Origin of the sequence: Blautia hansenii (assembly GCF_013304445.1) — a bacterium.
In the GTDB taxonomy this organism is placed as follows: Bacteria; Bacillota; Clostridia; order Lachnospirales; family Lachnospiraceae; genus Blautia.
In genome coordinates this window covers 1-20,331 of sequence record NZ_JAAITA010000012.1, presented here as the reverse complement: position 1 = coordinate 20,331, position 20,331 = coordinate 1, and the positions used below count along the sequence as shown (strand labels likewise).

The 20,331-nt window shown below is 44.4% G+C and carries 18 protein-coding genes and 1 riboswitch; of the genes, 17 read left to right on the top strand and 1 reads right to left on the bottom strand.

What is annotated here, in order from left to right; all coding sequences use genetic code 11:
• The first annotated feature begins 112 nt into the window (after window positions 1-112).
• Genes G5A70_RS09810 through G5A70_RS09795 form a run of 4 tightly spaced genes read left to right on the top strand, consistent with a single transcriptional unit; the run spans window position 113 to window position 4,450 of the window.
• Window positions 113-1,495 carry a DUF512 domain-containing protein gene (locus G5A70_RS09810; protein ID WP_173749472.1) on the top strand — a complete coding sequence of 461 codons (1,383 nt, stop codon included), beginning with the start codon at window positions 113-115 and terminating at the stop codon, window positions 1,493-1,495.
• A complete protein-coding gene (gene der / locus G5A70_RS09805) occupies window positions 1,458-2,783 on the top strand; it encodes a ribosome biogenesis GTPase Der (protein WP_173749471.1) in 1,326 nt (441 codons plus the stop codon). The genes G5A70_RS09810 and der overlap by 38 nt, the downstream gene beginning before the upstream one ends.
• Window positions 2,784-2,789: 6 nt before the next feature.
• Window positions 2,790-3,434: a glycerol-3-phosphate 1-O-acyltransferase PlsY gene (gene plsY / locus G5A70_RS09800; RefSeq protein WP_173749470.1), complete on the top strand. Its 645-nt coding sequence runs from the start codon at window positions 2,790-2,792 to the stop codon at window positions 3,432-3,434.
• Window positions 3,435-3,439: 5 nt separating this feature from the next.
• The gene (locus G5A70_RS09795) at window positions 3,440-4,450 is read left to right on the top strand and encodes an NAD(P)H-dependent glycerol-3-phosphate dehydrogenase (protein ID WP_173749469.1); all 1,011 of its coding nucleotides are present in this window, start codon (window positions 3,440-3,442) and stop codon (window positions 4,448-4,450) included.
• Window positions 4,451-4,528: 78 nt separating this feature from the next.
• Here G5A70_RS09795 and G5A70_RS09790 read toward each other — a convergent pair whose 3' ends face one another.
• Entirely contained in the window at window positions 4,529-5,365 is an 837-nt protein-coding gene (locus tag G5A70_RS09790) for an aldo/keto reductase (protein WP_173749468.1), read from the bottom strand.
• A 399-nt stretch (window positions 5,366-5,764) separates the two neighbouring features.
• Here G5A70_RS09790 and G5A70_RS09785 point away from each other — a divergent pair, with 399 nt between their 5' ends.
• The 13 genes from G5A70_RS09785 to G5A70_RS09725 all read left to right on the top strand — a co-directional run bounded on the left by G5A70_RS09785 (window position 5,765) and on the right by G5A70_RS09725 (window position 20,240).
• On the top strand, window positions 5,765-6,097 hold the full coding sequence (locus G5A70_RS09785) for a cobalt transporter (RefSeq protein ID WP_173749467.1): 333 nt from the start codon (window positions 5,765-5,767) through the stop codon (window positions 6,095-6,097).
• A gap of 3 nt (window positions 6,098-6,100) precedes the next feature.
• Complete coding sequence (locus tag G5A70_RS09780; protein ID WP_173749466.1) at window positions 6,101-6,283, top strand: CooT family nickel-binding protein; 183 nt, start codon at window positions 6,101-6,103, stop codon at window positions 6,281-6,283.
• Between the two features lie 57 nt (window positions 6,284-6,340).
• Complete coding sequence (locus G5A70_RS09775; RefSeq protein WP_111919874.1) at window positions 6,341-7,258, top strand: methylenetetrahydrofolate reductase; 918 nt, start codon at window positions 6,341-6,343, stop codon at window positions 7,256-7,258.
• A gap of 39 nt (window positions 7,259-7,297) precedes the next feature.
• Window positions 7,298-8,068: an AAA family ATPase gene (locus G5A70_RS09770; RefSeq protein ID WP_173749465.1), complete on the top strand. Its 771-nt coding sequence runs from the start codon at window positions 7,298-7,300 to the stop codon at window positions 8,066-8,068.
• Between the two features lie 169 nt (window positions 8,069-8,237).
• A complete protein-coding gene (cooS, locus tag G5A70_RS09765) occupies window positions 8,238-10,130 on the top strand; it encodes an anaerobic carbon-monoxide dehydrogenase catalytic subunit (RefSeq protein ID WP_173749464.1) in 1,893 nt (630 codons plus the stop codon).
• A gap of 73 nt (window positions 10,131-10,203) precedes the next feature.
• A complete protein-coding gene (locus G5A70_RS09760) occupies window positions 10,204-10,971 on the top strand; it encodes an AAA family ATPase (RefSeq protein WP_173749463.1) in 768 nt (255 codons plus the stop codon).
• 21 nt (window positions 10,972-10,992) lie between these two features.
• Complete coding sequence (acsB, locus tag G5A70_RS09755; protein WP_173749462.1) at window positions 10,993-13,119, top strand: acetyl-CoA decarbonylase/synthase complex subunit alpha/beta; 2,127 nt, start codon at window positions 10,993-10,995, stop codon at window positions 13,117-13,119.
• A gap of 279 nt (window positions 13,120-13,398) precedes the next feature.
• Complete coding sequence (gene acsD / locus G5A70_RS09750; RefSeq protein WP_173749542.1) at window positions 13,399-14,337, top strand: acetyl-CoA decarbonylase/synthase complex subunit delta; 939 nt, start codon at window positions 13,399-13,401, stop codon at window positions 14,335-14,337.
• A 25-nt stretch (window positions 14,338-14,362) separates the two neighbouring features.
• Window positions 14,363-15,709, top strand: a complete 1,347-nt coding sequence (gene acsC, locus G5A70_RS09745) for an acetyl-CoA decarbonylase/synthase complex subunit gamma (protein WP_173749461.1) — start codon at window positions 14,363-14,365, stop codon at window positions 15,707-15,709.
• A 226-nt stretch (window positions 15,710-15,935) separates the two neighbouring features.
• Window positions 15,936-16,721, top strand: coding sequence for a carbon monoxide dehydrogenase/acetyl-CoA synthase methytransferase subunit (acsE, locus tag G5A70_RS09740; protein WP_111919868.1), 786 nt, complete (start codon window positions 15,936-15,938; stop codon window positions 16,719-16,721).
• A gap of 108 nt (window positions 16,722-16,829) precedes the next feature.
• Window positions 16,830-18,764, top strand: a complete 1,935-nt coding sequence (gene acsV / locus G5A70_RS09735) for a corrinoid activation/regeneration protein AcsV (protein ID WP_173749460.1) — start codon at window positions 16,830-16,832, stop codon at window positions 18,762-18,764.
• A gap of 30 nt (window positions 18,765-18,794) precedes the next feature.
• Window positions 18,795-19,445 carry a DUF3786 domain-containing protein gene (locus tag G5A70_RS09730; RefSeq protein WP_173749459.1) on the top strand — a complete coding sequence of 217 codons (651 nt, stop codon included), beginning with the start codon at window positions 18,795-18,797 and terminating at the stop codon, window positions 19,443-19,445.
• A 14-nt stretch (window positions 19,446-19,459) separates the two neighbouring features.
• Window positions 19,460-19,568, top strand: a riboswitch (THF riboswitch).
• Between the two features lie 105 nt (window positions 19,569-19,673).
• Window positions 19,674-20,240: a folate family ECF transporter S component gene (locus tag G5A70_RS09725; protein ID WP_173749458.1), complete on the top strand. Its 567-nt coding sequence runs from the start codon at window positions 19,674-19,676 to the stop codon at window positions 20,238-20,240.
• Window positions 20,241-20,331: the final 91 nt, after the last annotated feature.

Below are 20,331 nucleotides of genomic sequence, written 5' to 3'. Positions count from 1 at the left end.
TTACACAATAAGTTATAACATTCGACAAGTACAACCGTCAAGGAAAACTTATTGCTTTTTTTCTGTAATGTTGGTATTATAAGAAATAACGGGCATTTGCAGGAGGAAGAAAATGAAAGATTGCCGACATAAAATCAGCCGGGTAAAGGAAGGAAGTATTGCCTGGGAACTGGAACTGCAGCCGGGAGATGAGCTGCTCTCCATTAACGGGGAAACAATAGAAGATGTGTTTGATTACCATTACCTGGTAAATGACGAATATATAGAACTTCTGGTGCGCAAACCAGACGGAGAAGAGTGGGAGCTGGAAGTAGAGAAAGAGTTTGAGGAGGATTTGGGACTGGAATTTGAAAACAGTCTGATGGACGAATACCGTTCCTGCAGAAACAAGTGTGTGTTCTGCTTTATTGACCAGATGCCTCCGGGTATGCGGGAAACTCTCTATTTTAAAGATGACGATTCCCGCCTGTCTTTTCTTCAGGGAAATTATGTGACGCTGACCAATATGAGCGACCATGATATTGACCGGATTATCCACTATCATTTGGCTCCTATTAATATTTCTTTTCAAACCACCAATCCCCAGCTTCGCTGCAAAATGCTGCACAATCGCTTTGCGGGAGATATTTTTCCAAAAGTGCAGCGGCTTTTTGAAGCAGGTATTGAAATGAATGGACAGATTGTTCTGTGCAGGGGCTTAAATGACGGGGAAGAACTGGAGCGCAGTATTTCGGACCTTGCGAAATATCTGCCCCATTTAAAGAGCGTTTCTGTGGTCCCTGTGGGACTGAGTAAGTACAGAGACGGACTCTATCCTTTAGAGCCCTTCACAAAAGAAGATGCAGAGCAGGTGATAGATACCATTGAAGCGTGGCAGACGAAGCTTTTCCCTCAGTATGGGCTGCACTTTGTGCATGCCAGTGATGAGTGGTATCTGCTGGCAGAAAGAGAACTGCCGGAAGCAGACCGCTATGACGGGTATCTGCAGCTGGAAAACGGTGTGGGCATGCTTAGGCTTCTGGAGGAAGAAGTGCAGGAGGCGCTGGAAGCCAGAGACGGAGACGGGCGGCAGAGAACGGTTTCTTTTGCCACAGGACGTCTGGCTTACCCTTATATCGCGCGGTATGCCCGGGAGATTCAGAAAAAGTATCCGGGAATGGAGATAAAAGGGTATGAAATACGAAATGACTTTTTTGGAGAAAAAATTACGGTATCCGGTCTTCTTACGGGACAGGACATTACGGCTCAGCTAAGGGGAAAAGAACTGGGAGAGTATCTGCTTCTGCCCTGTAATCTTTTAAGAAGCGGGGAAGAGGTTTTTCTGGATGATAAGACCGTAGGGGATATTGAGCAGGAATTGGGAGTTCCTGTAAAAATTGTAGAAGAGAGCGGCGCAGATTTCGTGGCCGCAGTTTTGGAACAGGAAACAGAAAGAACACAGAAAAGGAGACAAATGTATGAGCAAACCGATAGTAGCAATTGTTGGCAGACCTAATGTAGGAAAATCCACGCTGTTTAATGCACTGGCAGGAGAGCGGATTTCTATTGTAAAGGATACCCCAGGTGTGACCAGAGACCGGATTTATGCAGAAGTGACCTGGCTGGACAAGACTTTTACCATGATAGATACCGGTGGTATTGAGCCGGAAAGCAAGGATGTTATTCTATCTCAAATGCGGGAACAGGCACAGATTGCCATTGACACCGCAGATGTGATTGTTTTCATGACAGATGTAAAACAGGGACTGGTAGATGCAGACGCCAAGGTGGCAGACATGCTCAGAAGAAGCAATAAACCTGTAGTGCTGGTAGTCAACAAAGTGGACAGTTTTCAGAAGTTTATGATGGATACTTATGAATTTTATAATCTGGGTATTGGAGAACCGGTGCCGATTTCCGCAGCTTCCATGCTGGGGCTGGGAGATATGCTGGAAAAAGTAGTGGCCCATTTTGATGAACACGCAGGAGAGGAAGAGGAGAGCGACATTCCGAAAATTGCCGTAGTGGGAAAACCCAATGTGGGAAAATCTTCCCTGATTAATAAAATTCTGGGAGAGGACCGCGTGATTGTTTCCAACATCGCCGGCACTACCAGAGATGCCATTGATACCCTGGTAGAGTACAATGGGAAAGAATACACTTTTATTGATACGGCAGGTCTTCGCCGGAAAAACAAAATTAAGGAAGAACTGGAGCGTTACAGCATTATCCGTACTGTCACTGCTGTAGAACGGGCCGATGTGGTGGTTATGATGATAGACGCTACAGAGGGGGTGACAGAGCAGGACGCGAAGATTGCCGGCATTGCCCATGACAGGGGAAAAGGTGTAGTCATTGCCGTAAATAAGTGGGATGCCATTGAGAAAAATGACAAAACCATCTATAAATTTACAAATAAAGTGCGGGAGACTCTTTCCTATATGCCGTATGCAGAAATTATGTTTATTTCCGCCCAGACGGGACAGAGAATTCCAAAATTATTTGAGACGATTGATATGGTGCTGGAAAACCAGACGCTGCGAATTCAGACAGGCGTGTTAAACGAAATCGTCACTGAGGCTATTGCCATGCAGCAGCCGCCGTCTGACAAGGGGAAACGCCTGAAAATCTTCTATACCACACAGGTAGCTGTCAAACCGCCGACCTTTGTTATTTTTGTCAATGACAAAGAATTAATGCATTTTTCTTATACCAGATATCTGGAAAATAAAATCAGAGAAGCCTTTGGGTTTAAAGGAACTTCCCTGAAATTTATTATTCGCGAGCGCAAAGAAGGAGAATAAAAAGAAATGTTGGTGCGAATGATTTGTCTGGCAGTGGGATATGTATGCGGACTGTTTCAGACGTCTTATATCTATGGAAAAAAGCAGGGGATTGATATCCGGGAACACGGCAGCGGCAATGCGGGAAGCACCAATGCCCTTCGGACACTGGGAAAGAAGGCGGGGGCGCTGACGCTTCTGGGAGACTGTCTAAAGTGTGTAGCGGCTATCTGGATTATCCGTCTGATTTTTGCCTCTCACGGAGGCAGTGATTTGCTTTTGCTGGAGCTGTATGCGGGAGCTGGCTGTATTCTGGGACATAACTTTCCTTTTTATCTGAACTTTAAAGGGGGGAAAGGAATTGCGGCTTCTGTGGGACTTTTGCTGGCTCTTGACTGGAGACTGTTTCTGGTTTGTGCGGTGCTGTTTTTCGGTGCGTTTTTCCTGACCCATTATGTGTCCCTGGGCTCCCTGCTGGCCTATCTGGGATTTGTCATTGCCTTGATTGTGTTTGGACAGATGGGAACTTATGACTGTACGCAGAGGGCGCTTTACGAAATGTATGTTGTAGCGGCAGGACTTATGCTTTTGGCATACTGGAGACACAGACAGAATATTGTGCGTCTGCTTCACGGAAATGAAAACAAAATTTTTCTTGGAAAAAAGAGGTGAATGCTTTGGCAAAAGTAAGTGTACTTGGAGCAGGAAGCTGGGGGACAGCCCTTGCTGTCTTGCTGACCCAAAATGGTCATGAAACGATTCTGTGGTCTCACAGACAGGAGCAGGCAGAAGAACTTGCCAATAAGCGGGAGCATGAGGCAAAACTCCCGGGAGTCACCCTTCCGGAAGAACTGGAAATTACCGCTGATTTTGAGAGGGCTTTGACAGGCCGGGATGTGCTGGTGCTTGCTGTGCCTTCTGTAGCTGTGCGGAGTACGGCGCGGCGCATGTGTCCTTATATCAAACAGGGACAACTCATTGTCAATGTGGCAAAGGGCATTGAAGCCCATACACTCACCACGCTGACGGATATGATAGAAGAAGAGATTCCCGGTGCCCAGGCCTGCGTTCTCTCCGGACCCAGCCACGCAGAAGAAGTGAGCCGGGGATTGCCTACCACCTGTGTAGTAGGTGCAAAGAAACGGGAAATTGCAGAATATCTGCAGAATATTTTTATGAATCCTATTTTTCGGGTATACATCAGTCCTGATATTCTGGGTATTGAGCTGGGCGGAGCGCTGAAAAATGTCATTGCCCTGGCAGCGGGAACGGCAGATGGACTGGGATACGGTGACAATACCAAGGCGGCTTTAATCACCCGGGGGATTGCGGAAATTTCCCGTCTGGGAATTGCCATGGGAGCCAGAGCCGATACCTTTTACGGGCTGTCCGGTATCGGGGATTTGATTGTAACCTGCGCCAGCCGCCACAGCCGCAATCGGAAAGCCGGTTTTCTCATGGGACAGGGAAAGACCGTGGAAGAAGCCATGGCAGAAGTAAACATGGTGGTAGAAGGCGTTTATTCTGCAAAGGCGGGGCTGGAACTCTCCCAGAAGTACCAGGTGGAAATGCCGATTATCCATCAGGTAAACAAAGTGCTGTTTGAGGGAAAAAATCCTGCAGAAGCAGTGAGAGAACTTATGGTAAGAGATAAAAAAATAGAATCCTGGGAAAGCGCCTGGGAATAGGGATAGAAATATAAAAATTCTGCCCCGTTAAAGCACATATGGGAAGAAATCCTGGTGTGTGCTTTGACGGGGCAGAGTTTATTTTATGTACGGAACCATATCCTCGGGGATTCCGGCAACTCTCTGACCGGCATCCATGGCAGCGATAGCAGTCATCTCTTCTTTAGAAAGAGAAAAATCGAAAATTTCGCTGTTTTCTTTTAAACGTTCCGGATGTACAGATTTGGGGATAACGGCGATTCCCTGCTGGACGAGCCAGCGCAAACCTACCTGGGCCGGAGATTTCTGATACCGTTTGCCGATTTCCAGCATCAGAGGACTCTGCAGATAGGCGCCTCTTGCTAAAGGGGCATAGGCCTGCATAGCGATACCGTTTGTCTGACAGTAAGCAAGCAGTTCCGGGTGATTGAACAGGGGGTGAAATTCTATCTGGTTTACGGCAGGAAGCACATCAGAAACGGTTTTTAACAGTTCTAAATCCTGTATGGAAAAGTTGGATACACCAAGAGATTTTATTTTTCCTGCAGCCTGGAGCTTTTCCATGGTTTTCCAGGTGTCGCAGAAGCATCCGGGTACAGGCCAGTGAATCATGTATAAATCCACATAGTCCAGCCCCAGCCGTTCCAGGCTCCGGTTGAAACTGTCTTCGATATCTCCAATGCGCTGTGCGGTATTCCAGATTTTTGTAGTGACGAATAATTCTTCACGGGGAATGTCCAGGGCTTTTATGGCTTTTCCAACGCCCTCTTCGTTCTTATAGAAAGAAGCTGTGTCGATTAAGCGGTATCCCAAAGCTGCAGCAGAGCTGACAGCCTGTTTCAATTCTCCGTCATCGGTTGCTTTATAAACCCCAAGTCCAAGCATGGGCATTTCTTTCGTATCGTTTAACTGAATTACATGGTTGTCAAAAGACATAAACGAACCCTCCTTAAAAACTCCTGTTTAGTATACCACGAAAATGTGAAAAATGTGATACGATTTTATTAAATTCCTTTATGAAAAAAAGATTGTTCAAAAATATACAGAATTCGTGGGGAAAATAAGGGAAAACTGCCGTATGGCGGTGGAAATACAAAGGAGAGGGAGGGCAGACAAAACAAAGAGAGAACGGGAGAAGAAAAAACAGTTTTGGGGAAATGCACAAAATGCAAGATGTCAAGAGGGAATTTTTGAAAAAATTTACGGGTTGGACACAGAAAAAAACATAAAATATCTTGATAAAAATATGGAAAACAGGTATAATGAGAACAATTGATAAATTATTGTCATTCATTGCGTCCAAAGCCAAAAAACGGGCGCAGAAAGGATAGGAATATGCATTTAATTAAAGATGAAAATGGAAATGTGATTCCTCATGGAGGAGATGAACATCATCACGACCATAGTCATAACCATGAGCATTGCGGCAGCTGTGAAGACGGCTGTTCCGGAAACTGCACAGACGAAGTTGTGGCATTGCTGAATTATATGCTGTCTCACAACGAACACCATGCAGAGGAATTGGACCAGATGGCTGAAAATCTGAAAAAGATGGGTATGGAGGATGCGGCAAAGACAATCAAAGAAGGCGTGGCAGACTTCCAAAAAGGAAATATGCGTCTGGGACTGGCTTTGACACTGGTAAAAGAACATTTAAAGGAGGCTTAAAATATGTGTCTTGCAACTGTTCAGAAAGAAAGTGACAATACCGTAATCTGTAAAATGGTAAGCCGTATTGATGTGGACGGAGATAAAGTAATACTCCGGGATATTATGGGCGAAACCAAAGTGATTGAAGGAAAAATCCTGATGGTAGATTTGGCAAACAGCCTTGTAAAGCTGGATTGCGAGTAATGATTTTAAAGGGTAAAACCTTAAAATAATATATTACAATATGCGGAGGTAGAAATTATGAAATTATCAGATGCAATGAGAGAGAAAATGCTCCTTTCCTTTGAGCTTTTCCCGCCAAAAACAGACAAAGGAATGGAAAATCTTCCAGGTACAATCGAACATCTTTGCAAGTACAAACCGGAATATATTTCTTGTACATACGGTGCCGGCGGTACAAACGTTGGAAAGAACATGGATGTCTGTAAGATGATTAAAGACGCAGGAACGATTCCGGTAACACACTTTACCTGTATCGGAAACACTGCAGAAGGAATTAAAGAACAGCTGCAGAATTACCTGGACAACGGTGTGGACCATATGCTGGCTCTGCGCGGCGACCTTCCTTTCGGATGGACAGGTACCGGCGGCGATTTCGCTTATGCAACAGACCTGGTGGCATATGTTCGTAAAGAGTTTGGTGATAAAATCGAAATCGCAGTAGCAGGTTCACCGGAAGGACATATTTCCTGCCGCAGCCTGGAAGCTGATATCGCTGTTTTGAAACAGAAACAGGACAACGGCGCTGACTACATCATGACACAGCTTTGCTGGGATATGGAACAGTTCAAATACTGGTTAGACGCTATCCGCTGTGCAGGAATCACAATGCCTGTAGATGTTGGTATCATGCCTATCTTAGATCAGGCTGCTACCATTAACATGGCTCTGTCCCGTAACGCGTGCGTAATGCCTCGTGAACTTTGCGAAATCATCTCCAGAAACTGGATTTTCCCGAACCCATTCGTAAAAGATCCATTCGATGCAGATGTAGAAGGCAAGAAAGAAAGATTCAGAGAAGCCGGCATTGAATACACAATCCGTCAGATTGATGAATATCGTGCATGCGGTATCGAAGGTATCCACCTGTACGCTCTGAACAAATGGAAAGACGTATCTGAAATCATTGACCGTTCCGGTCTTCGTACATTAGTGTAATTTGAAACAGTATAGTATAGAATTTGGGAGGTGCCCTTTATGGCGCATGTAATTGCGGTTGCCGGAAAAGGCGGCGTAGGTAAGACAACATTGACCGGACTTATCATTCAGTATCTTGGTGAAAAGGGAAAAGGTCCGATTCTTGCAGTAGACGCAGATGCAAACTCAAATCTGAACGAGGTTCTCGGTGTAGAAGTAGAAGCTACGCTGGGAGAAGTTCGTGAAGAGGTGGCCAGGTCAGAAATGGCAAAGGACAATCCGATTCCGGCAGGAATGACCAAAGCGGATTATATGGAATTTAAGTTTGATGATGCGCTGGTAGAAGATGATGATTTCGACTTGCTGGTTATGGGACGGACACAGGGGAAAGGCTGCTATTGTTTTGTAAATGGACTTTTACAGGCGCAGTTACAAAAACTTCAGAGACATTATCCGTATATTATCGTGGATAATGAGGCAGGTATGGAACACATCAGCAGGGGCGTGCTGCCCAGCATGCAGACAGCGATTTTAGTCAGTGATTGTTCACGCAGAGGCGTACAGGCTGTAGGAAGGATTGCCAAGCTGATTGAAGAGTGCGATATGCACCCTCAGAAAATAGGTTTGATTATTAACCGCGCACCTGGCGGCGTATTAAACGAAGGAACCAGAGAAGAGATTGAAAAACAGGGATTGGAACTTCTGGGTGTTGTGCCTCAGGATGAAACCGTGTTTGAATATGACTGTGAAGGAACTCCAACTGTGACGCTTCCGGAGAATTCTCCGGTGAAAAAAGCAGTACGGGAGATTGTTGACAAACTGGGACTTTAAAAGCGCAAGCTTTGGCCTCTCTGTCTGGGGCAACTGCACTGGGGAGAGAGGATTTTTTATAAAGCTGATAACCCCCTGGGGCGGATAGGGGTACAGAATCCGCCTGCTTGAACGAGGCAAGCCACTTTAAAATATTTGAAAAAGAGGCGACAATAAAAGGAGGATATTCATGAGTGAATTCAGATTAACTACAGTAGAAGAATTTGAAGCTGCTACTGCGAGACTTCTGGAAACAGGCGCAAAAGTCGGCGCTGATTCCTGGCAGGCTCGTGTGAAAAATCAGACACCACATTGTAAATTTGGTGAAGAGGGCATTTGCTGCCGTATCTGTACAATGGGACCATGCCGTATTACAAAGAAAGCGCCAAGAGGAATCTGCGGCTGCGACGTACACGGTATTGTAGGACGTAACTACCTGAAATTTACAGCAGGCGGTTCCGCTACCCATTCAGACCATGGTCGTGAAATCTGCCATACCTTATATGAATCATCAGCAGATGGCTGCTATAAAGTAAAAGACCCTGAAAAACTGGTTCGTATTGCAAAAGAATGGGATATCGAAACAGAAGGCAAAGATATCTATGATTTGGCACACGAAGTGGCTCTGGAAGGTCTGATGGAATATGGTAAACCGTTTGGAACACAGAGATTCTTAAAGAGAGCTCCGGAATCACAGCAGAAACTGTGGGAAGAAAATGAACTGGCTCCTCACGCAATCGACAGAGAAGTTTCCCGTTCTTTACATATGGCTCATATGGGATGTTCTTCCAAACCGGAAGCGCTGGTAAAACAGTCTATCCGTGCCGGACTTTCCGATGGATGGGGCGGTTCCATGATGGGAACAGAGTTCTCTGATATTTTATTTGGAACTCCAAAGCCAATCGAAACAGAAGCAAACCTTGGTGTTATGGTAGAAGAAAACGTAAACATCGTTGTTCACGGACATGACCCAAGTCTTTCTGAGATGATTTGCGAAGTTGCAGACAGCCCGGAAATGGTTGCATATGCAAAAGAAATGGGCGCAAAGGGAATTACAATTTCCGGTGTGTGCTGTACTTCCAACGAAGTTGCAATGCGCCGCGGTATTCCAATGGCCGGTAACTTCTTACAGCAGGAAAACGTGGTTCTGACAGGGGCTTGTGAAGCTATCGTCGTAGACGTACAGTGTATCTTCCCGGCACTTGGACCTTTAAGCAAATGTTTCCATACAAAGTTTATCACAACTTCTCCAATCGCTCAGATGCCGGATTCTGATTTCATCCGTTTTGATGCACATACAGCATTGGAAAAAGCTACACAGATTGTAAAACTGGCAATCGAGAACTTCAAAAACAGAAAGCCGGAATTGGTATACATTCCACAGATGAAACAGAAAGCTACCGTAGGTTATTCTACAGAAGCTATCGTAAAAGTTCTGGATGGTGTTACCAACTCACAGGTTGATGAACTGGGAACTACAAAACCATTGTTACAGTGTATTACCTCCGGTGTACTTCGCGGTGCTGTTGCTATGGTTGGATGTAACAACCCAAGAGTTCGTCCTGACCTGGCTCATATCGAACTGATGAAGAAAATGCTGGCAAACGATATCATCGTTATCGCTTCCGGATGTTCTGCACAGGCTGCTGCGAAAGCAGGTCTTATGGATAAAGCTGCCAAAGATATCTGCGGCGACGGTTTGAAGAGAGTCTGTGAATTGGCTGACATTCCTCCGGTACTGCACATGGGCTCCTGCGTGGATATCTCCCGTATGCTGGTTCTGGCTGCAACTCTTGCAAAAGATGCAGGCCTGCGTATTTCCCAGCTTCCGGTTGTAGGATGTGCACCTGAATGGATGTCTGAAAAAGCAGTATCTATCGGTAACTATGTAATTGGTTCCGGTCTGGATACTTTCCTGGGTGTTGACCCATATGCTTCAGGTTCCAGCGAAATGGTTGAAATCCTCACAAACGGCACAAGACAGTGGTGTGAAGCAGCATTTACTGTAGAAAAAGATATTGAAAAATTAGGCGATGCCATGATGGCAAGAATCGAAGAGAAGAGAGCTGCCCTTGGTATCTAAGAGCGTCAAAATCGGAAAAGCTTCTTGTTTTAGGGGAAGCTTTCCGAAAACATGACTAGGAAAGGTGAATGACATGAAAATTGCAGTTACAGGAAAAGGCGGCGTAGGGAAAACCACTTTTGCGGCAACCCTGGCTCGTCTGTATGCGGAAGAAGGAAAGCATGTGCTGGCAGCAGATGTGGACCCGGACGCAAATCTGGGACTGGCGCTGGGCTTCGACGAGGAAACCCTGGATTCCATTGTTCCCATTACAAAGATGAGAAAACTCATTGAAGAGAGAACCGGCAGCGGAGAGGACAATCAGTTTTATAAACTGAACCCTCAGGTAAGCGATATCCCGGATACCTATTCCAAAATGGTAAACGGTGTGCGGCTTCTGGTTCTTGGCACCGTGGAAACAGGCGGCGGCGGCTGTGTCTGCCCGGAACATGTAATGCTGAGAAGAATCATCAATAATCTGGTTCTGCACAGAGATGATGTAGTAATCCTGGATATGGAAGCCGGATTGGAACACTTGGGAAGAGGAACCACAGAGTCTGTGGATCAGTTTATTGTGGTGATTGAACCAGGTGCGAGAAGCGTACAGACTTATAAAAATGTAAAACGTCTGGCAGAGGATTTGGGCGTGAAGCAGGTTCGTGTAGTGGCAAATAAGGTGCGAAACCAGGAAGATGAAGACTTTGTGAGAAGCCGGATTCCAGTGGAAGACCTTCTGGGCTTCATTCACTATAACACCGAGGTTATGGACGCTGACCGTCAGGGAAAATCCCCTTACGATTTCAGCAATACAGTAAAAGAAGAAATCACAAAAATCAAAGACATAATCGATAAAGGATTATGAGAATGTTAGGAGGAAAAGACATTGACATTATTTGAAACAGTATTTAGTGGAAATGACGCTGTCTATGGTTTGACAGAAGGCGCTATCAACGCTGCTATTGAACAGCACGGCGCTGACAAAGCTATCAGCTTTCCCAATACAGCATACAGCTTACCATGCTACTACGCTGTAACAGGTGTAAAGGTTGGTACTTTAGGAGAATTAAAAGAAGCATTAGGCGTTGTAAAAACTCTTATGACAAGAGAAATGAGAACACATGACATCTTTATGTCCGGTGTTGCAACTGCTCTTTGCGCTGAATTTATCGAAGTATTAAAATACATTGACGGAGCTGCTCCATACGAAGAACCATGCTACGGACATCTGGCTGACGCGGTTATTCGTGAACTTGGTGTTCCTCTTGTAACAGGCGACATCCCAGGTGTTGCTGTTATCCTTGGAAAAGCTCCTACAACAGAAGATGCTGTTGCACTGGTTAAGAGCTACCAGGCACAGGGTATTCTGGTAACCTTGGTGGGCGATGTAATTGATCAGCTTGCAGAAGCAGGTATGAAGACAGGCGCTAACGTTCGTGTGATTCCGTTAGGAAAAGACGTAACCGCAGTTATCCACGTTGTATCTGTTGCATTAAGAGCAGCTCTTATCTTTGGTAACATCACACCAGGTGATGCAGGCAGCTTAATGAAATACACCATGGAACGTGTTCCTGCATTCGTAAATGCATTTGCACCATTAAACGATGTTATCGTTGCATGCGGCGCAGGTGCTATCGCTCTTGGATTCCCGGTTATCACAAACCAGGAAGGCGTATCCGAAGTACCGAAGAGCTTAATCGTTCAGACAGACGTAAGCAAATTCAACGCTACTTCTCTGGAAGCACGCGATATCAAAATCAAAATTACAAACATCGACATTCCGGTTGCTTTCGCTTCTGCATTTGAAGGCGAAATTATCCGTCGCGGCGATATGCAGGTAGAGTTCGATGGTTCCCGTGTAGACTGTGCAGAATTAGTACAGACTGTAGATGCATCCGAAATCGAAGATCACAAGATTACAGTGGTTGGTCCGGAAGCAGATGAAATGGAACTGGGAAGCAAGAACAGCATTGCATACGTTGTAAAAGTTGCAGGAAAGAATATGCAGCCAGACTTTGAGCCGGTTATTGAGCGTAAATTCCACAACTACATCAACTGTATCGAAGGTGTTTACCATACAGGACAGCGTGATATGCAGCGTATCCGTATCAGCAAAGACGCTTTTAATGCAGGATTCCGTATCAAACATATCGGTGAAGTATTATATGCGTCTGTTAAGAATGAATTTGACGCTGTTGTTGATAAATGTGAAGTTGTTATTTACACAGACCCGGCTGAATGTACAAGAATCCGTCACGAAGTGGCTATTCCTACTTTTGACAAACGTGATGACCGTCTGAAATCTCTGACAGATGAATCTGTAGACGTATACTACAGCTGTATTCTGTGCCAGGCTTTCTCACCATCTCATGTATGTGTGGTTACACCGGAACGTCTGGGACTCTGCGGTGCGGTTTCATGGTTAGATGCAAAAGCGACGAATGAACTTGACCCGAACGGTCCTTGTCAGGTTATCACAAAAGAAAGACCAATCGACGAAAGAATCGGTGAGTACGAAGACGTAAACGAAGCAGTACAGAAATTCTCCCAGGGCGCTCTGCAGGATGTATCTCTGTACTCCATCATGGAAAAACCAATGACCTCCTGTGGATGTTTTGAATGCATCTGTGGTATTGAGCCATTCTCCAACGGTGTTGTTATCACAAACCGTGAGTATGCAGGTATGACTCCTCTTGGAATGACCTTCCCGGAACTGGCTTCCATGACAGGCGGCGGTGTACAGACTCCTGGTTTCATGGGACATGGTAAACATTTTATCGGTTCCAAGAAGTTCATGAAAGCAGAAGGCGGTATTGAACGTATCGTATGGATGCCGAAAGAGCTGAAAGACACCGTTGCTGAAAGAGTTAACGCTACAGCAAAAGAACTCTACGGAATTGACAATTTCACAGACATGATTGGTGATGAAACAATCGCAACTGATCCGGAAACACTGGTTGCATTTCTGACAGAAAAGAACCATCCGGCACTTTCTATGGAGCCAATGATGTAATTGAGAAACAAAAACATAAATGTATGTTTTGTATACAGGAAATGGGAGTTTGTCCAAAAGAGGAAAACTCCCGTTTCCCACATTAGAGAAAGTTGATAAAAATACTCTAAATTTCTACAAAAAACGCAGGTGATTTTCAGAGATTTTGATGAAAGTTTTCGCCAAATATTACCGGGGAAACTTGTCAATATTACCTGAATTGTAGTATAATGTAGGCGGTAAATGCGGATTGCCATAAGCATTTGCCGGTTATAAAAAATATGAAGGAGGCTAATGGAAATGCCGTTTAATCAGAAACCACAGAAATTCAATGCAAACATTAACACAGTTGAAATTGGCTACGGGGACAAAGCAATCAAATTAGGAGGAGAATGTACTTTTCCTTTCTATACTTTTGATGCTCCTCTTGAAAATGCACCAAAAGTAGGTGTGGAAATCTCAGATATGGGATTATCTGAAATCCCTGGTATTCAGAAATTTTATGAAGGCGCTTCTACAATGGCTGAAATCGCTAAAAAAGCAGAAGCTATGGAAGGCGCTGATTTCGTATGCTTACGTCTGGAAGGCGGAGACCCAAACGGAGCAGACAAATCTGTTGATGAATTAGTCGCAGTAGTAAAAGAAGTTGCGGAAGCAGTTACAGGCCCGTTAGTGGTAGAAGGCTGCAAAAATGTCGAAAAAGATTCTGAATTACTTCCTAAAGTTGCCGAAGTATTACAGGGCAAAAATGCTCTGGTTCTTTCTGCGAGAGAAGAAAACTACAAAGCAGTTGGTGCTGCTGCAGGACTTGCTTACAACCAGAAGGTTGGCGCTGAATCTGCTGTAGATATCAACCTTGCAAAACAGTTAAACGTTGTAATGACACAGTTAGGTGTTAAGGCACAGGATATTGTTATGAACGTTGGTTCTGCTGCTGTTGGTTACGGATTTGAATACGTAGTATCTACTATGGACCGTATCAAAGGCGCTGCATTATCTCAGAACGATAACATGTTACAGATGCCGATTATCACAACTGTAGCTGATGAATCCTGGAGTGTAAAAGAAGCTATGGCATCTGAAGAAGATATGCCTGAATGGGGTCCATTGGAAGACAGAGGTATCAGTATGGAAGTGCAGACAGCAGCTGCTGTATTAGCATCTGGCTCTGACGCTGTTATTCTGAAACATCCTCAGTCTGTTGCAGCAATCTCAAAAATGATTAAAGAATTAATGTAATCGTAAAACAGGAGGATAAATAGAAATGGCATTAACAGGTATTCAAATCTTTAAAATGACACCAAAGAAAAACTGTAAAGAATGCGGCTGTCCTACTTGTATGGCGTTTGCCATGAAAGTGGCTCAGGGTGCTCTGGAAATTTCCAAATGTCCGCATATGTCTGACGAAGCTTTAGCTGAATTATCAGAAGCTACAGCACCGCCAATGAAAACAATCAAAGTAGGTGCAGGCGAAAACGAATACAGCCTGGGCGGTGAAACTGTTTTATTCAGACATGAAAAAACATTTGTAAGCAAAACAAGATACGCTGTTTCTCTTTGCACATGCATGGATGACGCAGCAGTAGATGCAAAGCTGGCAGAAATCCAGAAAGTAGACTACGACCGTATCGGTGAAAGAATGCACGTTGAAATGATTTATGTAAATTATGAAGACGGAGCAGACAAAGACCGTTATGTGGAAATGGTGAAAAAAGCAGCAGCTCTTGGCAGAACTTTAATCCTTGGATGTAAAGATGTTGAAGTTGCAAAAGCAGCTCTGGAAGTATGCAAAGACGGCAAACCGGTATTAAACGGCGCTACAGCAGCAAACTACGCAGCAATGAGCGAAGTTGCTACAGCAGCAGGCGTGGTACTTGGTGTTGCAGGTGCAGACTTAAATGAGACTTATGATACGGTTGCAGCTTTAGAAAAAGCAGGCAACAAAAACCTGGTTATCGACGCAACCGGCACATCTGTAAAAGAAGCATATGCAAATGCAGTACAGATTCGTCGTGCATCTGTAAAAGACCAGGATAGAACATTCGGTTACCCGACTATCGTAAATGTTGCTGCACTGGCTCACGGTGACAGAACATTACAGCAGGCTCTGGCTTCTCTGTTTACTGTAAAATACGGTTCTATCGTTGTTATGGAAACTCTGGACTATGCAGAAGCACTTCCATTATTCGGTTTAAGACAGAACGTATTTACAGACCCGCAGAAACCAATGAAAGTAGAGCCGGGCATCTACCCATTAAATGGTGCAGATGAAAACTCTATTTGCCTGACAACCGTAGACTTTGCTCTTACATACTTCGTGGTATCCGGTGAACTGGAACGTTCTGGTGTGCCATGTAACCTGATTATCTCCGATGCAGGCGGACTCTCCGTATTAACTGCATGGGCTGCAGGTAAATTATCTTCTACATCTGTAGCAAACTACATTCAGGAAAATGTAGAAGGTAAAGTAAAATCCAGAAAACTGGTTATCCCGGGTAAGGTTGCTGTATTAAAGGGCGACATCGAAGCAAAACTTCCAGGCTGGGAAATCATCGTAGCTCCTCTGGAAGCTGTACAGTTAGTAAAATTCCTGAAAGATTTAACAGCTTAATGTTTGCATAGGACAGCTTTGGCAGACTGTCTGAAAGGAAGGAAAGCACCTTCCATTTCTTAAGAGGCGGCAGTTCCTTTTGGGAACTGTCCCGCCTCTGTAAATCTGAATTCTCTTCTGTATTCCCCGTTTCTTTTTGAAGTTGTTTTCAAAAAGGGGAAATAGGAGTTGAATAGATAGAAAACAATGAGCTTAAAATATTAATTTATATAAAAGGAGAAGTATTATGGCTAAATTTGTTACAATTGGTGAAAGAATTCACTGTATTTCCCCATCTATCCGCAAAGCAATGGCTGAGCGTGACCCTGAACCAATTTTAAAACGTGCGAAAGAGCAGTTAGATGCAGGTGCTACATACCTGGACGTAAACATTGGACCTGCTGAAAACGACGGTGAAGACTTAATGAAATGGGCTGTTCAGTTGATTCAGTCTAACTTCGACAACGTTCCTCTGGCTCTGGATACAGCTAATAAAAAAGCGATTGAAGCTGGTATTTCTGTATACAACAGAAGCAAAGGAAAACCAATCGTAAACTCTGCTGATGCAGGCGGAAGAATCGAGAATATCGACCTGGCTGCAGCAAACGATGCTATCGTTATCGCACTTTGTTCAGCAGAAGGTATTGCAGCAGACAACGACGAGCGTATGATGCACTGCCAGAACATGCTGGAAAGAGGTATGATGTTAGGTATGGAACCAACCGATTTATGGTTCGACCCATTATTCCTGGTTGTAAAAGGTATGCAGGACAAACAGATGGAAGTTCTGGAAGCAATTAAAATGTTCAGCGATATGGGTCTGAACTCTACAGGTGGTCTTTCCAATAACTCCAACGGTATGCCAAAACACATCCGTCCAATCATGGATTCCGCTTTAGTAGCGATGTGTATGATGCAGGGTCTGACTTCCGCTATCGTAAATCCATGTGATTTAAGATTAATGGAAACTATCAAATCCTGTGATGTATTCAAAAACAATACTTTATATGCAGATTCTTATCTGGAAATCTAATATCTGCAGACAGACGAAATAAGATTCCTATACAGGGGGTGTCGCATTAAGCGAGGATTGTTTGATGTGACAGCCCCTGTGTACAAGAAAGAGAAAGGCAGAGTTTCTATGTTTAAAGTGACTTTTAAATTCGGAAGCGGCGAGGATGTCACGACCTTTGCCCAGGAAGGTGAGAACCTTTTAGACGTAGCACGCAAAACCAATGTAGCGATTGACGCTCCCTGCGGTGGAAATGCATCTTGCGGGAAATGCAAGGTAAAATTTGTGAACGGGGAACTGGATTCTCCCAAAACACGGCATATTTCAGATGAGGAGTATGAAAGCGGCTGGAGATTGGCATGTGTAAGTAAGATTACGGGTGACGTTGCGGTAGAAGTACCCGATATAGCATCTGCTTACCGCAGCCGAATGAAAGTTGCAGATTTAAGTTCCAAAGAAGAGATTGCCATTTTTGAAAACGCAAAAAACGATTTGGAAACGGCAGGTCTTGCCTTAAAAAACAGTATGGAGATTCTGGATGTGTCCATGGAGATTCCTACCCTGGACGACACCATGCCGGATAATGAACGTCTGGTTCGGGCCATTAAGAAACAGACAGGTGCCTCATCTGTGCGTCTGCCCTTCCAGGTGCTGACGAAGATAGCCAGAGTGTTCCGGGAAAGCGGCTTTCAGGTGCGCTGTGTGGTGCGGACTTCTTCTGCCGGAAACATTTTTGTTTATGATGTGTATCCAAAAGATGCCGAAGTAGTAATCGGAGGACTGGCTGTGGACATTGGTACAACCACAGTATCTGCGCTTTTGATTGATATGCTGACGGGTGAAATTATCGGAAAAGCGTCTGCCGGAAATGGACAGATTCGCTACGGTGCAGATGTTATCAACCGTATTATTGAATCTATGAAACCGGGAGGCAGTAAAAAACTGCAGGACGCCATTATTGGAGAAACCATCAATCCGCTGATTGAGCAGATGTGCAGAGCCAGCGGTTTTCTGCCGGAACACATTTACCGCATGGCAGTAGCAGCCAATACAACCATGAATCATCTCATGGCAGGAATGGAAGGCGACCCCATCCGTATGGAGCCTTATATTCCTACTTTTTATAAAACCAATTCCCTCTTTGCCTCAGATATTGGGATTTGCATTAACCGGGATGCCCATATCATTGTAGCGCCCAATATTGGAAGCTATGTAGGCGGAGATATTACAGCAGGTACTCTGGTAAGTATGCTTTGGAACCGGCCGGAGTTTTCCCTGTTTATTGACCTTGGTACAAATGGCGAACTTGTATTCGGCAACTCAGACTTTATGATGAGCTGTGCATGTTCTGCAGGTCCTGCTTTTGAGGGCGGTGATATCAGTTGCGGTATGCGTGCTACAGATGGGGCCATTGAGGCATGTACCATTGATAAAGAAACCATGGAACCTTCCTACAGCGTTATTGGAAGAGAAGGTGAAAAACCCATTGGTTTATGCGGTTCCGGTATTATTGATGTCATTGCAGAACTGTTCCGCACCGGAATTATCAATCCGAAAGGAAAGTTTGTCCGGGAAGGAAAACGTATCCGTCACGATGAATACGGCATGGGCAGTTATGTTCTGGCTTTTGAAGAAGAAGCAGGTTCTGTCAAGGACGTAGAAATCAATGAAGTGGATATTGATAACTTTATTCGTGCAAAAGGAGCAATTTTCTCTGCTATCCGCACCATGCTGGCTTCCATAGATTTTGAAGTGGAAATGATTGATGATGTCTATGTGGCAGGCGGCATTGGCAGTGGAATCAATATGGAGAATGCTGTGCGAATTGGTATGTTCCCGGATATTCCTATTGAAAAATTCCACTATATTGGAAATTCTTCTCTTGCGGGGGCTTATACCATGCTTCTTTCAAGAGACGCAGAAAGAAAATGCTATGATTTGGCATCGAACATGACGTATCTGGAACTGTCCACAGTGCCGTCCTACATGGACGAATTTGTGGCGTGCTGTTTTATTCCGCACACAGATACCGCTCTGTTTCCGTCCAGTGTACAGGAATCATGAGTTTTGACTAAAATTATCCGAGGTGAAAATATGAATTTTGATTATGCAAAAGACAGTAAGGAACAGCGCCCCTATGAGCATTATTTAAGTGCCTATAAAAGTATGGACCCAAAGGAAATCAGTGAGAGAACGGGCTTTCCCTATGACGAGGAAACCGGCAATTTTACTGTCCGTCTCATGGGAAGCACTTATCTGGTTTCATTCCCGGACTATGAGATTCAGCCTGTAGAAGATACGATTGGTGTGTATCCTCTTACAGAGGCCATGAATGTAAAAATTCTGATTATCCGGTATATGGCGGAACGTTTTCAGACACCTTTCTCCGGTAAGTTTATCACTTATCATGAGGTTCCATGGGGTGAGGTGTATTTCAGGCAATTCCAGGGCAGATGTCTCATGCGTTTTGCTTTTTCCTACGGAAATAAACTGGAAATGTTTGCGAAAGTAATGGAACATCTGGGAGCAGAGAAATCAGAGGAGGGAGATTGTTCCTATAAACTTGAGTTTATGGACAACCTTTTTATTAAATTTATCCTCTGGGCCGGAGACGACGAGTTTCCACCGTCTTCGCAGATTTTGTTCTCTGATAATTTTGCGGCAAGCTTTGCAGCAGAAGATTTAGCTGTGGTGGGAGATATTTCCATCAATATGATGAAAGCACTGGAAAAAAAGCTGTCTTAAGAATGTGAAGTATTAGTAGAGTAGATATTGCGCGTTAAGTGTCATGGGATGGGAAGTTGTCCATGAACGAAGGTAATCTGGTTATCTTTGGATTCGCCACGATGTAATATTGCGTCCGCTACTACATTAAGGATTTGATAAATTCTTCTCTTTGGTGTAGTAAACTACTATGCCGTATCATTGCTGTAAATGCTGTTTCGGACAGCAAAAGAGGAGGATTTATTACAAATGAAAAGAGTAAGTAAAGTAAAAATCATGGTATTTGCGGCTGTTTTGATTGCCATGAATATTGTATTGTCCAGAATACTGTCCATATCCATCGGCCCAACGCTGAGAATCACGGTTTCTCAGACACCGATGTATCTGGCTGGTTTCTGGTTTGGACCTGTTGTAGGTGGCCTTTGCGGATTCCTGGGTGACTTGATTGGAAGTCTGCTGCAGGGCTATGCGCCAAACCCGTTCATTTCCATTTCTGCGATTCTGACGGGAGCGCTTCCGGGAATTGCAGCGTGGTTATTTAAGAAATCCATAGGTCTGCCCCAGATATTGGGCATTACGATTTTAAATGGACTTGTGGGGTCTCTGGGATTCACCTGCATCGGTCTTCACTTTTATTACGGAACCCCTTGGGTGGTACTTTACAGCACTCGTATCATCCAGACAGTTTTGCTGACAGCAGTCAATACGGTTCTGGTACTGTTACTCTATAAAAGCCCTTTGACCGCTTATCTTAAAAAGAGCATGTCTATGGGAATTATACAGGAGAGGCAGATGCCGCAGAGCCATGTGAAATAAAACATTAAGGGAGGTTTTAGAATGGGATTTAAAACTGACATTGAAATTGCACAGGAATGTACAATGGAGCCGATTACAAAAATTGCGGAGA